This window comes from Streptomyces mutomycini, from assembly GCF_001700505.1.
Classification (GTDB): domain Bacteria; phylum Actinomycetota; class Actinomycetes; order Streptomycetales; family Streptomycetaceae; genus Streptomyces; species Streptomyces mutomycini.
In genome coordinates this window covers 1-14,919 of record NZ_MAPV01000073.1, presented here as the reverse complement: position 1 = coordinate 14,919, position 14,919 = coordinate 1, and the positions used below count along the sequence as shown (strand labels likewise).

The following is a 14,919-nucleotide window of genomic DNA, read 5'->3' as shown; positions in this document are numbered from 1 at the left end:
CCCGGGAAACACGAACACCGGGCGGGTGGTCCGGGCGGCTGTGCCCTGGGAGACGTCCGGCGACTCACGGCCCTCCGCGAGGGCTGTGAGGGCGGCCGTGTAATCACCGGAGGCGTCGGCCATGAGGGCGGCACGGTGGCTGAACCTCGTCCGCCGGACGGCGAGCGTGTGGCCGACGTCGGTGGTGGAGGTGTCCGGGTGGCGTGCCAGGTGGGCGTGAAGCTGCCTCGCCTGTTCGCGCAGGGCCTGTTCGGTGCGGGCTGAGACGATCAGCGGCGGCTTCGCACTGTCCAGAGGCGCACGAAGTGCCGGGGTGCTCTCCTCTTGTTCCTGTTCCTCCGTCGGAGATGCCTGCTCCTCCACCGGGGGTGCCTGTTCGATGATGGCGTGGGAGTTGGTGCCGCTGACGCCGAAGGAGGACACCCCTCCACGGCGCGGCTGCCCGGTCTCCGGCCAGGGTGCGGGCTCGGTGACAAGGGCCATGCCCCCGTCGACCCAGTCGATGAGGGTGGTGGGGTTCTCCACGTGGAGAGTGGGCGGCAGCACCCCGCGTTGCACCGCCATCACCATCTTGATCAGTCCTGCGGCGCCGGCGGCGGCCTGGGTGTGGCCGATGTTCGACTTGACCGACCCGAGCCACACCGGGCGGCCTTCCGGGCGGTCCTTCCCGTACGTTGCGGCGAGCGCCTGCACCTCGATGGGGTCGCCCAGGGTGGTGCCGGTGCCGTGCGCCTCCACGAGGTCGACCTGGGCGGCCGACAGCCGCGCGTCGGCGAGCGCCTGGCGGATGACGCGCTGCTGGGCGGGGCCGTTGGGCGCGGTCAGACCGTTGCTCGCTCCGTCCTGGTTGATGGCGGAGCCGCGTACGACGGCCAGGACCGGATGGCCGTTGCGCCGGGCGTCGGAGAGCCGCTCCACGAGGAACATGCCGATGCCTTCGCCCCAGCCGGTGCCGTCCGCGTCGGCGGAGAACGCCTTGCAGCGACCGCTGGTCGACAGTCCGCGCTGACGGCTGAACTCGGTGAAGGCACCGGGGCTGGACATCAGGGTGACGCCGCCGACGAGGGCCATCGAGCATTCGTCCCTGCGCAGGGACTGGCAGGCCATGTGCAGGGCAACCAGCGAGGACGAGCACGCGGTGTCGACGGTCACGGCCGGCCCGTTGAAGCCGAAGGTGTAGGCCACGCGGCCGGAAGCGACGCTGCTGGTGTTGCCCACGCCGAGATAGATCTCGGTTCCCTCCGGTGGGACGAACACCGTGCTGCCGTAGCCCTGGTAGGACGTGCCGACGAAGACCCCGGTCCGGGTGCCGCGCAGGGACGCCATGTCGATGCCGGCCCGTTCGACGGCTTCCCACGACGCCTCCAGGACCAGGCGCTGCTGCGGGTCCATGGCCAGTGCCTCGCGCGGACTGATACCGAAGAACTCCGGGTCGAAGTCCGGTATGTCGTAGACGAATCCGCCCTCGAGCGTATAGCTGCGGGCCGGTTCGTCGGGGTCGCGGAAGAACAGGCCCTCGAAGTCCCAGCCGCGGTCCTCCGGGAACGGGGACAGGGCGTCGACCTGCGACATCATGATCTGCCACAGGTCCTCGGGGGCGCGTACGCCGCCCGGGAAGCGGCAGCTCATCGCCGTGATCGCGATGGGGTCGTTGTCCTTCTCCTCGGCGGCGCGCAGCTTGCCCCTGGTCTCCTGGAGGTCTGCAGTCACCCGCCGCAGGAAATAGCGCAGCTTGTCGTCGCCTGTCATGGCCTCGGTCATGGCCTGGGTCCCCCCTCGGAGCGGTTCGTTCGGTTGCGGTCGGCTGGTCACGAGATACCGAACTCCTTGCCGAGGAAGTCGAAGATCTCTTCGTCGCTGGCGGTGTCGAGGTCCTGCGGCGGTACGGCCGGTTCGGCCGCCACCCGGATGTCGCCCCAGCCGGCGAGCATGGCGTTGAGCCGCAGGGTGATCCGCGTGCGCCGGTCGTCGTCCGTGCCGACGGAGCTGAGGAGAGCCTCCAGCCGGTCGATCCCGGCGAGCACGGGCGCGTCGGCCGCACCGGTGTCGGGGACGACTTCGGCACGGAGGTGCGCGGCCAGTTCCGTCGGTGTCGGGTAGTCGAAGACGAGTGTCGCGGGCAGCCGCAGTCCGGTGGCGGCGTTGAGCCGGTTGCGCAGGTCGACGGCGATGAGCGAGTCGAATCCGAGCTTCTTGAACGCCATGTCCGGTTCCACCGCGTCGGCGGACGCGTGTCCGAGGACGGCCGCCGCGTGGCTACGCACGAGGTCCAGGACCACGCGGTCACGGTCCTCCTCGGACAGACCGGCCAGGCGCTGGGCAAGCCCGACTCCCCCGGTGCCGGTGCCGTCCGAGTCGGCCGCACGTGGCGCGGCCGCGCGTACCAGCCGTCGCATCAGCGGCGGCAGCGCGCCGGCCGCCGCCTGGGCGCGCAGGGCCGCGAAGTCCAGGCGGACCGGCAGGAGCAGCGCGTCGTCGGACGCCGTGGCGAGGTCGAAGAGAGCGAGTCCCTCCTCGGTGGAGAGACCTGTGACACCGCCCCCGCTCATCCGGCGTACCTCCGCGTCACTGAGGTGTCCGGTCATGCCGCTCGCCTGGGCCCAGAACCCCCAGGCGAGCGTGGTGGCGGGAAGGCCGCCGGCCCTGCGGTGGTGGGCCAGAGCGTCCTGGTAGGCGTTGGCCGCCGCGTAGTTGCCCTGACCCGAACTGCCGAGGGTGCCTGCGGCAGAGGAGAACATCACGAATGCCGACAGGCCGCTGTCGCGGGTCAGTTCGTGGAGGTTGACCGCCGCGTCGACCTTGGGGCGCAGCACGGCGTCCATCCGGTCGCCGGTGAGGGAGGTGATGACACCGTCGTCCAGGACTCCTGCCGCGTGTACGACGGCGGTGAGCGGGTGGGCCTCGTCGATGGTGCCGAGCACCCGGGCCAGTTGGTCCCGGTCCGCCGCGTCGCAGGCGACGGCACGTGCCGTGGCGCCCGCGTCCCGCAGTGCGGCCAGCAGTCCGGTGGCGCCCTCGGCCGCCTCGCCCTGCCGGCTCAGCAGGAGCAGGTGGCGTACGCCGTGTTCGGTGACCAGGTGGCGGGCGAGCAGGCTGCCCAATGTGCCCGTGCCCCCGGTGACCAGGACCGTCCCCGCGGCGTCGAAGGCCGCACCGGTGACGGCGTCCGCTGCCGGTGCCGTGCGTACCAGGCGGGGCAGCAGTACCACGCCCTCGCGCAGGGCGAGTTGTGTCTCCGGCAGGGCCAGGGCTGCGGGCAGTGCGCGCCAGGATGCCTCGCTGTCGTCGGAGTCGACCAGGACGAAGCGGTCGGGGTGCTCGGCCTGCGCCGAGCGGACGAGTCCCCAGACCGGTGCCGTGGCCAGGCCGCCGACGCTGTCGCCGGGGGCGGCCGACACCGCGTCGGACGTGTGGAACACCAGGCGTGTTCCGGCGAGGCGTTCGTCGCCCAGCCAGCTCTGGAGCAGGGCGAGCGCCTCGCGGGCGGCGGTGTGCGCACCGGCGGCCGCGCCATCGTTCCCGGGCGCCCCGATACGGGCGACCACGGTGTCCGGCAGTTGCCTGCCGCCGTCGACGGCCGCGAGGAGCGCGGCGAGGTCCGCGTGCCCGTCGGCCTGAACGCCGGCTGCGGACAGCGGCGCGGGTTCGGCGCCCAGGACGGCCCACGGGCCGACGGTGGCGGGCTGGGCAGGTGTGGCGGGCCCCGGCTCCCAGGAGAGCCGGAAGAGGGAATCGTTCTCCTCCCGGGTGGCCGACCTCAGCTGCTGGGGGTCGACCGGCCGCATGTCGAGGGCGTCTACCGAGGCGACGGGCGCCCCTGTGCCGTCGGCCAGTTGGAAAGCGATGCCGTTCGCACCGCTCGGGGAGAGCCGCGCCCGGAGGACGGAAGCCCCGGTCGCGTACACGCTCACACCGCGCCAGGCGAACGGGAGCCTGGGCTTGCCGGCGTCCTCCCCGCGCCCCTGGCCGGGACCGAACGAGCCGAGTCCCATCGCCTGCAGCGCGGCATCGAACAGGGCGGGGTGCAGGGCGAATCCGGCGGCCTCGGCCCGGCCGTCCTCCGGGAGGGCCACCTCCGCGTAGATGTCCTCGCCGGACTGCCAGGCGGCGCGCAGGCCCTGGAACATCGGCCCGTATCCGAAGCCGAGCCCGGCGGCCTGTTCGTACACGCCCTCGAGTTCGATTTCCGCTGCCCCCGCGGGGGGCCAGGCGGTGAAGTCGAACGGCGGGCCGGACGCGGTGCGGGTGGCGAGCACACCGGTCGCGTGCCGCCGCCAGGGCGTCTCGGCGAGGCCGCCCTCGGTCGGCAGGTCCGCCGGACGGGAGTGGACGGTCAGCGGCCTGCGGCCCGTGGCGTCCGGTGCGCCGACGACCAGCTGCACGTGCATGGCGCCGCGTTCCTGCAGTACGAGCGGTGCCTCGAGGGTGAGTTCCTCCACGAGGTCGCAGCCGACCTGCTGGGCCGCACGCAGTGCCATCTCCACGAAGCCGGTGCCCGGCAGCAGGATGGTCTCCATGACGACGTGGTCGCCGACCCAGTGCTGGGTCCGTGGGGAGAGCCGGCCGGTGAACAGATAGCCGTCCGCGTCGGCCAGGGCCACCCCGGCGGCGAGCATCGGGTGGTCGGCGGTGCCGAGTCCTATCGAGGCCGGGTCGCCGGACGTGCTGTTCCGGATCGGCAGCCAGTACCGCTGGTTCTGGAATGCGTACGTGGGCAGTTCGGCCGGGCGGACGTCTCGGCCCGCGAAGAGCGCGGTCCAGTCGAGGGGCACCCCGTGCACGTGAGCGGTGGCGAGCGAGGAGAGGAACCGGTCGGGACCGCCCTCGTCGCGGCGCAGCGAGCCGAGGACGGCACCGTCGATGCCCGCCTCGTCGAGGGTCTCCTGGAGTCCGACGGCCAGGACGGGGTGCGGGCTGATCTCGACGAACACCCGGTGGCCGGCGCCGATCAGGACCTGGGTGGTCTCCTCCAGGCGGACCGTCCGGCGCAGATTTCCGTACCAGTACTCGGCGTCCATGCCCGCGGTGTCCAGGAGTCCGCCCGTGACCGTCGAGTAGAGAGGCACCCGGGACGTACGCGGAGCCAGGTCGGACAGCACGGCGAGCAGGCGTTCGTGGATGCGCTCCACGTGCGCGCTGTGCGACGCGTAGTCGACGTCGACGCGCTTGGCGCGGACCCCTTCGGCCGCGCAGGCGGCGAGCAGTTCGTCCAGCGCGTCGGCGTCACCGGAGACGACCACGGAGGACGGGCCGTTGACAGCCGCGACGGACAGGCGCCCGTCCCAGGGCGTGAGCCGCGCGCGTACCTTCTCCGACGGCTCCGGTACGGAGGCCATTCCGCCCAGTCCCGACAGTTCCAGGATCGCCTTGCTGCGCAGCGCCACCACGCGGGCGGCGTCGTCGAGGGTCAGCGCACCGGCGACGCAGGCCGCGGCGATCTCGCCCTGCGAGTGGCCGACGACGGCGGCCGGCTCGACACCGGCTGCGCGCCACACTTCGGCGAGCGAGACCATGACGGCCCACAGGGCGGGCTGGACCACGTCGACTCGGTCGAGCCCGGGGGCATCCGGCGCACCGCGCAGCACGTCGAGCAGTGACCAGTCGGTGTGGTCGGACAGGGCGGTGGCGCACTCGCGGATCCGCTCGGCGAACACCGGACTGCTGTCCAGGAGTCCGCGTGCCATGCCCGCCCATTGCGCGCCCTGGCCGGGGAAGGCGAAGACGACCTTGGGCTCCTCGGCGGGTGCGACCGCCTGGGCGAGGCCGGGAGCTCCGGTGCCGTCCGCGAGGGCGGCCAGCGCGTGCAGGAGTTCGTCCCTGTCGGTCGCGACGACCGCCGCCCGGTGTCCGAAGCGGGCACGTGTCGTGGCCAGCGACCAGCCGGTGTCGGCCGGGTCCGCGTCCTCGTGGGTCAGCAGGTGGCGGTGCAGGCGGCCGGCCTGGTCGCGCAGGGCCTCCGCCGAGGTGCCCGAGAGTACGAACGGGACGGCTGCCGCTCCGAGGAACGGCTCCTCACCTGCCGCGGGGGCGGACTCGGTGTCGTACTGGGGGGCCTGTTCGAGGACTACGTGGGCGTTGGTGCCGCTGATGCCGAAGGACGAGACGGCGGAGCGGCGCGGCCTGCCGGTGTCGGGCCAGGGCACCGCCTGCTGGAGCAGGGACACCGCTCCCGTGGACCAGTCCACATGGGTGGTGGGCTCGTCGAGGTGGAGGCTCCGCGGCACGGTCCCCCGCCGCATCGCCAGGACCATCTTGATGATCCCGGAGACGCCGGCGGCAGCCTGGGAGTGACCGATGTTGGACTTGATGGAGCCGAGCAGCACGGGCAGGGTCCGGTCCCGGCCGTAGGTGGCCAGGACGGCCTGTGCCTCGATGGGGTCGCCCAGTGGCGTTCCGGTGCCGTGCGCCTCGATGACGTCGACGTCGCTCGTGGTGAGCCCGGCGTTGGCCAGGGCCTGCCGGATGACGCGCTGCTGCGAGGGGCCGTTGGGTGCGGTCAGTCCGTTGCTGGCGCCGTCCTGGTTGATCGCCGACCCCCGGACCACGGCCAGGACCGGGTGCCCGTTGGCCCTGGCGTCGGACAGCCGTTCGACGAGCAGGACGCCTACGCCTTCGCTCCAGCCGGTGCCGTCCGCGGATTCGGAGAAGGCACGGCAGCGGCCGTCGGAGGCGAGGCCGCCCTGGCCGCTGAGCCCGGCGAACCCGGCCGGGGTGGCCATGACCATGACGCCGCCCGCCAGGGCCATAGAGCACTCACCGTTCCGGAGCGCCTGGGCGGCCAGGTGCAGTGCCACCAGCGACGACGAGCAGGCTGTGTCGACCGTGAGGGCGGGGCCCTCCAGGCCGAGCGTGTAGGACACCCGGCCTGAGATGACGCTGGCGGTGGTGCCGGTGAGGATGTAGCCGGCGTTGTTGTCCTCGGCCTGTTGCAGCAGACCGGTGTAGTCCTGGCCGCTGGAGCCGACGAAGACGCCGGTGCGGGTGCCGCGCAGACTGGTCGGGGCGATGCCCGCCGCCTCGACGGCTTCCCAGGAGGTTTCCAGGAGCAGCCGCTGCTGGGGGTCCATCGCGATGGCCTCGCGCGGGGATATGCCGAAGAACGCCGGGTCGAAGTCGCCCGGATCGGCGAGGAATCCGCCGGTGAGCCCTTCGATCTCCCAGCCCCGTGTCTCCGGGACCTCCGTGATCGCGTCGCGGCCCTCGTCCAGCAGGCGCCACAGGTCCTCGGGCGTCTCCACGCCTCCGGGCAGCCGGCAGCTCATGCCGACGATGGCGATGGGTTCACCGCTGTCCGCGGCGTCGGCCAGCGGCGAGTCGCCGCTGCCGGCGGGTACGGAACCGGCCACCAGTTCACCCACGTGCTCGGCGAGCGCGGCGGGCGTCGGATAGTCGAAGACCAGGGTCGAGGGCAGCCGCAGCCCGGTGACCAGGTTCATCCGGTTGCGCATCTCGATCGCGGTCAGGGAGTCGAAGCCCAGGTCGTTGAACGCACGCTGGGCGCCGATCTCCTCGTGCTCCGCGTAGCCGAGGACGGCGGCCGCCTGGGTACGGACCAGATCGAGTACGGCGGCCGCGCGGCCGGCCTCGTCGAGCGGCGCGAGCAGCTGGGCGAGGGCATCTTCGGCGGAGCCCTGACCGGCACCGCTGTTCGCGGCGGGGCGTGCGGGAAGCCGTACGAGGCCGCGCAGCATGGGCGGGACCGCTTCGACGGAAACGGCTCCGCGAGCCCCGGACACATCGAGGGGGGCAGGCACGAGCAGGGCGTCGTCGAGGCCACGGGTGGCGTCGAAGAGGGCCAGGCCCTGCGCGGACTCCATGGAGCCGACGCCGGACCGGCCGATGCGGCTCAGCTGCGTGTCGTCGAGGTTCGCCGCCATGCCGCTGCGGTCGGCCCACAGTCCCCAGGCCAGCGAGGTGGCCGGCAGTCCCCGTGCCCGGCGGTGCTGGGCGAGGGAGTCGAGGAAGACGTTGGCCGCGGCGTAGTTGCCCTGTCCGGCGCCGCCGAGGGTGGCGGCGACCGACGAGAACATGACGAAGGAACGGAGGTCCAGGTCCTGGGTGAGCTCGTGCAGCGTGACCGCCGCGTCCACCTTGGGACGCAGTACGGCGGTGATGCGCTGGGGGGTGAGGGCGGGGAGGACGCCGTCGTCCGTGATGCCCGCGGCGTGCACGACCGCGGTCAGCGGGTGCTGGGCCGGAATCGTGGCCAGCAGGGCCGCGAGCTGTGCCCGGTCGGCCACGTCGCAGGCCGCGACGGTGACGGTGGCGCCCAGTGCGGCCAGTTCGGCCTCCAGCTCCGCGGCGCCCTCCGCCGAGGGCCCTCGCCTGCTGACGAGGAGCAGGTGGCGGATGCCGTGGGTGGTCACCAGGTGACGCGCGAACAGCTTGCCGAGGGTGCCGGTGGCACCGGTCACCAGCACGGTGCCCGCGGGGTCGGCGAACGGGGTGAGAGCCGTGTCGGCCGCCTGTGCCCCGACCCGGGCGAGCCGGGGTACCCGTATCCGGCCGGCCCGGACGGCGAACTGCGGTTCGCCGTCGGCCAGCGCCTGGGGAAGCGCGCGGTGCGAGGCGGGCAGTCCGTCGATGTCGGCCAGGGTGAACCTGCCCGGGTTCTCCGACTGTGCCGAACGGACGAGGCCCCATACGGTCGCCTGCGCGACGTCCTCGACCTCGTCATCGGCGGTCGCGGCGACGGCACCGCGGGTGATGAGGACGATGCGGGTGTACGCGAACCTCTCGTCCTCGAGCAGGATCTGGGCGAGCGCCAGCACGCGGGCGACCGCGCCGTGCGCCGCCTCGACCGTGTCGGTGCCCGGTTCGGTCACGCACGGGACGAGGAGGGTGCCGGGAGCGGCGAGGCCGTCGTCGACCGCCTCGCCGAGTTCGTACAGGTCGGGGAACCGGCCGCCGGACGGGAGACCGAAGTCGCTGTCGCCCAGGACGATCCAGTCACTGGTGTCCGGGGACGTGCCGGTGCCCTGGGCGACCGGCCAGTCGATCCTGAAGAGCGAGTCGTGGTGGGGGCTGCGGGACGTGTTGAGCTGCTCCGCGGAGACGGGGCGCAGCACGGTCGCCCCGACGGAGGCGACGGGCGCCCCGGTCTCGTCGGCGAGTGCGACGGACACGGTGTCGGTGCCGGTGGGCGAGAGCCGCACCCGGAGCGCCGATGCGCCGGCGGCGTACAGCGACACACCGGTCCAGGAGAACGGCAGCCGTTCCTGGCCGGGGCCGCCCTCGTCACCGTTGCCCAGCATGGCCCGTGAGTGCATCGCGGCGTCGAACAGGGCGGGGTGCAGACCGAACCGCTGGGCCTCGGTGGCGGGTTCCTCGGGGAGGCGGACCTCGGCGAAGACGTCGTCGCCCTGCCGCCAGACGCCCTTCAGGCCCTGGAAGGCCGGCCCGTAACCGTAGTTGGCGGCTTCGAGCTGGGCGTAGAAGTCGTCCATGGGTACCTGGACGGCGTTCCGGGGCGGCCATTCGGCGAAGGCGGACCAGTCGGGGGCTGTGGCCTGGCCGGGGGCCAGGGTTCCGCCGGCGTTGCGGGTCCAGGTCTCGTCGCCGTCCTGGCCGTCCGGGCGGGAGTACACGTACAGCTGGCGGTACCCGGTGTCGTCGGGTGCCCCGACCGTCATCTGGACGGCGATGCCGCCCTCTTCGGGGAGGATGAGCGGCGCTTCGAGGTTGAGTTCGACGAGCTGGCCGCAGCCGACCTGGTCACCGGCGTGGACGGCGAGTTCCACGAACGCGGTGCCGGGCAGCAGGGCGGTGCCCAGGACGGTGTGGTCGGCCAGCCAGGGATGGGTCCCCAGCGAGAGCCTGCCGGTGAACAGCATGCCGTCGCCGTCGGCCAGGGTGACCGCGGCGCTGAGCAGCGGGTGCTCGGCCGCGCGCAGGCCCATGGCGGTGGCGTCACCGGCCCAGGCTGCGGACAGCTTCGGCCAGAAGCGCTTTCGCTGGAAGGCATAGGTGGGCAGCGCGGTGTTCCTGGCGCCCGTCCCGTCGTAGAACGCGTGCCAGTCCGGTCCGCTGCCGTGTACGTGCAGTTCGGCGAGGGCGGTGACCAGCGACCGGGCCTCGGGGCGGTCGCTGCGCAGGGCGGGCAGGAAGACGGGGTCGCCGGCTCCGGCCGCGGCTTCCGTCAGGGCCTCCTGGCCCATGGCGCTCAGTACGCCTCCGGGGCCGATCTCGAGGAAGGCGGTGACACCGTGGTCGAGGAGCGTGCGGATCCCGTCATGGAAGCGGACGGCCTCCCGGACGTGGCGTACCCAGTAGTCCGGGTCGGTGATCTCCTTGGCACCGATGAGGGCACCGGTCACGTTGGACACGATCGGCAGTTCGGGGGCGCTGAACTCGATCGTCCCGGCGAAGGCGCGGAACTCGTCGAGCATCGCTTCCATGTGCGCCGAGTGGAACGCGTGGCTGACCCGCAGCCTTTTGGTCTTGCGGGCCTGTGCCTCGAAGTGCGCGGCGATCTCCAGGACGGCGTCCTCGTCACCGGAGACGACCACGGCGCGGGGACCGTTGAGCGCGGCGATGGACACGCCTGTACGCAGCAGGGGCCGAACCTCGTCCTCGGTGGCCTGGAGCGAGACCATCGCCCCGCCTCCGGGGAGGGCCTGCATCAGCCGTCCGCGGGCCGCCACCAGTGCGGCGGCGTCCTCCAGGGACAGCACGCCCGCCGCGTGGGCGGCCGACAGCTCGCCGATGGAGTGGCCGAGCAGATAGTCCGGGCGGACGCCCCAGGAGGTGACGAGGCGGAACAGAGCGGTCTCCACGGCGAACAGGCCGGCCTGCGTGAAGACGGTCCGGTCGATGAGCCGTGCGGAGTCCTCCGAGTCCGTGGAATCAGCGGACTCTGCGGACTCTGCGGACTCTGCGGACTCTGCGGCGAGAACGACGTCCTTGACCGGCCGGTCGAGGTGCCGGTCCAGCTCGGCACATACGGCGTCGAACGCCTTGGCGAACACCGGGAACGCCTCGTACAGTCCACGGCCCATCCCGGGCCGTTGCGAACCCTGCCCGGAGAAGAGGAGGCCGAGCCGGCCGTTCTCCGGGGCGGCGCCCTGTGCCTGTCCCTGGGCCGGAGTGCCGGCGACGAGCGCACGCAGGCCGCGGAGCAGGTCCTCGCGGGTCTCTCCGACGACGACGGCCCGGTGGTCGAGGGCCGCGCGGCCGGTGGCGAGCGAGAAGGCCAGGTCCAGAGAGGCCGCCTCGGAGCTCTCCGCATGGGCCAGCACGTGGGCCGCCTGGCCCAGCAGTGCCTCCTCGGTCTTCCCGGAGACCGTCCAGACGAGCGTGGCCGGCTCGCCGCCCTGCTCGGCCGGCTCGGGGCTCGGGGCCGGCTCGGGGCTCGGGGCCTCTTCGATGACCGTGTGCGCGTTCGTGCCGCTCATACCGAACGAGGAGATGCCGAATCGCTTCGGCCGGCCCGTCTGCGGCCAGTCCCTCTGCTCGGTCAGCAACTGGACGGCACCCGCCGACCAGTCGACGTGCGGAGTGGGCTCGTCGATGTGCAGCGTCTTCGGCAGCGTGCCGTGGCGCATCGCCTCGACCATCTTGATGATGCCGGCGACGCCGGCGGCTGCCTGGGTGTGGCCGAGGTTGGACTTGACCGAGCCGAGCAGCACCGGCCGGTCGGCCTGCCGGTTCCGGCCGTAGGTGGCGAGCAGTGCCTGCGCCTCGATCGGGTCGCCGAGTGTCGTACCCGTGCCGTGGGCCTCGACCGCGTCGACCTGGTCGGCGGTGAGGCCGGCGTTCGCCAGCGCCTCCTGGATGACGCGCTGCTGGGAAGGCCCGTTGGGGGCGGTGAGGCCGTTGCTCGCACCGTCCTGGTTCACGGCGGAACCGCGGACGACGGCCAGGACTTCGTGTCCGTTGCGGCGCGCGTCCGACAGTTTCTCCAGCAGCAGCAGGCCGGCGCCCTCGGCCCACCCGGTGCCGTCGGCGGCCTTGGCGAAGGCCTTGCAGCGGCCGTCGGTGGACAGCCCGCGCTGCGCGCTGAACTCGATGAAGGCACCGGGGGTCGACATGACCGTCACGCCGCCGGCCAGAGCGAGAGAGCACTCCCCCTGCCGCAGAGCGTGCGCGGCCAGGTGCAGGGCGACGAGCGACGACGAGCACGCGGTGTCCACGGTGACAGCGGGGCCCTCGAGCCCGAACGTGTAGGACACGCGTCCCGAGACGACGCTGGCCGCCGTGCCCGTCAGGCCGTAACCCTCGACGCTCTCCGGTGAGAACTGCAGCAGGGAGGCGTAGTCCTGGCCACTGGAGCCGGCGAACACGCCGACCCGTGCACCGGACAGCGACAGCGGGTCGATGCCTGCCCGCTCGAACGCCTCCCACGCCGTTTCGAGGAGCAGCCGCTGCTGCGGGTCCATCGACAGTGCCTCACGGGGGCTGATGCCGAACAGGGCGGAGTCGAACTCCGCTACGCCGTCGACGAAGCCGCCCGACTGGACGTAGGACGTACCGGACTGCTCGGGGTCGGCGTCGTAGATCCGCCCGTTGTCCCAGCCGCGGTCGTCCGGGAACGGCGACATCGCGTCCCCACCGGCGGCGACCAGTTTCCACAGGTCCTCGGGGCTCGCGACCCCTCCGGGGAACCGGCAGCTCATCGCGACGATCGCGATGGGCTCCTGCTCGCCGGCCTCCACCTCACGAAGGCGCTGCCGGGTCTGGTGGAGGTCGGCCGTCACCCGCTTGAGGTACTCGAGGAGCTTGTCGTCAGCCACCATTACCGCTAACCCCTTTGTGTAGAACAGAAATACGGTGCCGACCCATCAGGAGGCCCCGAGCTCGTTGTCGATGAATGCCAGGACCTCGTCGGCCGATGCGGCCTGGAGCTTCTCCGCGACCGTGGCGGAGGCTTCGTCGCCCGTCGCGGGCTCCTCGTCCCAGCCGGAGAGGATGTCGCGCAGCCGTGCCCCGATCCGGTGGCGCGCGGTGCGGTCCGCGGACAGCGACGCCAGGGTCTCCTCCAGCCGGTCAAGCTCGGCCAGTACGGGGACGGCCTGCGGTTCGGCGTCGTCGCCGACCTCGGTCCGCAGGAAGGCGGCCAGCGCCACCGGCGTCGGGTAGTCGAACGCCAGCGTGACCGGAAGACGCAGCCCCGTGCGCGTGCTGAGCCGGTTGCGCAGCTCCACGGCGGTCAGGGATTCGAATCCGAGATCCCGGAAGGGCCGCTTCGCACCGACCGCCTCCATCTCGGTGTGGCCGAGCGTCCCGGCCGCCTCAGTACGTACCAGCTCCAGGAGCATCTGTCCGAGTTCGACTTCGGACAGTTCGGCCGCAGTCCTCCGGAACACTGCCGCACTGTCGGCGGCACTGTCTCCGGCCTCTTCCGCCGCGCGCGTGATCTCCCGCATCCGCGGGACGTCGGCGATCAGCGGGCTGGGGCGGACCGCGGTGAGCGAAGGCCCGAAGAGCGCCCAGTCGATGTCCGCGAGCAGCAGGGACGGGCTGTCCTGCGCCACCGCCCGGCTCAGTGCGGGCAGCGCGGAGGCGGTCGGCAGAGCGGCCAGGCCACGACGGCTCATCCGTTCGACGAACGTGTCGTCGGATGTGGCCGGGCCACCGTCCGCCCACGGCCCCCAGGCGATCGACGTGGCCGCCAGGCCCCGCGACCTGCGGTGCGCGGCGAACGCGTCGAGGTAGGCGCTCGCGGCGGCGAAGGCTCCTTGGCCGGCACCTCCGACCGTGCCTGCGATGCCGGAGAAGAGGACGAAGGCGGTGAGTTCCAGGCCCTGCGTCACCTCCTGCATGTTCCGGGCGCCGCCCACGTTGGCACGCAGCGCGGCGGCGAGCCGCTCGGGCGTGAGCGCACCCATGACCGCGTCGTCCAGCTCTCCGGCGCCGTGGAGCACCGCGGTGATCCGGTCGCCGTCGGCCGTCAGTCTCGCGACCAGGCCGGCCAGTGCGTCGCGGTCCGCCACATCGCAGGCAACCGCAGTGACCTTGGTGCCCGGTCCTGCCAGCTCCTCGATCAGTTCGGCCGCACCAGGCGCATCGGCTCCCCTGCGTCCGATGAGCACCACGTGCTCGGCACCGTGGCCGCAGAGCCAGCGGGCCAGCTGCCTGCCGATCGCTCCTGTGCCGCCGGTCACGAGCACTGTGCCCTCCGGCGTCCAGGAGCGGCCCGACGCCACCGGGGGCGCGGGCAGCAGACGGCGGGCGAACACTCCGCCGGGACGCACGGCGAGCTGGTCCTCGTCGCAGGCTCCGGCTCCGGCTCGCGCGAGCAGACCGCACAGCCGTGACAACGCGCGCTCGTCCGGTGCGTCCGTGAGGTCGATCAAACCGCCCCATCGCTCCGGGTGTTCGAGTCCTGCCACCCTGCCCATGCCCCAGACCAGGGCCTGTGCGGGGCTGATGGATCCGTCATGCCCACTTGTCTGGACGGCGCCCTGGGTCAGGCACCACAGGGGCGCCGCGACGGCTGTGTCGCCGAGTGCCTGCACGAGCGTCACGGTCGCGGCCAGACCGGTGGTCAGCTCCGGGCTGCCCGCGACCGGCTCCTCGTCGACCGAGCACAGGGAGAGGACCCCTGCGATATCGGTGCGGTCGCCGAGTGTGCCGGCCAGCTCCAGTGACAGCGTCACCCGGTCGAGGACGTCTCCGGCGGCGCAATGCAGGACTTCGGCCCCTTGTGCGCGCATGGCGTGCGCGATGAGAGGGGCGAGTTCATTGCTCGCTCCGGTCGCCGATGTCACGACCAGCCAGGTGCCTGTGAGGGAGGCTGAACCCTCGGCCAGTGGGGTCCAGCTGGACCGGTAGCCCCATGAGTCGGTGGCGGATGCCTCACGGCGCTGCTTCCGCCAGGAGGACAGGGCGGGCAGGACCGCGCCCAACGAAGCACCTTCGACGTCGAGGGTCCGGGCCAGTGTGGTGAGGTCACCGTGTTCGACGGCTTCCCAGAACTGG

3 protein-coding genes are annotated in these 14,919 nt (G+C 72.5%); all 3 read right to left on the bottom strand.

Annotated elements, in window-relative coordinates:
- Positions 1 to 1,812 (bottom strand): type I polyketide synthase (locus BFF76_RS11695; protein ID WP_478077119.1); only part of this gene is annotated, 1,812 nt, incomplete at its 3' end.
- The gene (locus BFF76_RS11690; protein ID WP_065848158.1) at positions 1,809 to 12,734 is read right to left on the bottom strand and encodes a type I polyketide synthase; all 10,926 of its coding nucleotides are present in this window, start codon (positions 12,732 to 12,734) and stop codon (positions 1,809 to 1,811) included. The genes BFF76_RS11690 and BFF76_RS11695, both read right to left, overlap by 4 nt.
- 45 nt (positions 12,735 to 12,779) lie before the next feature.
- Positions 12,780 to 14,919: SDR family NAD(P)-dependent oxidoreductase (locus BFF76_RS11685; RefSeq protein ID WP_141695590.1), on the bottom strand; the 2,140-nt coding region annotated here is incomplete at its 5' end.

Bases quoted from the DNA above. Each gene is read 5' to 3' on its own strand.
- BFF76_RS11690 (WP_065848158.1), bottom strand. From the start codon at position 12,734: ATGGTGGCTGACGACAAGCTCCTCGAGTACCTCAAGCGGGTGACGGCC.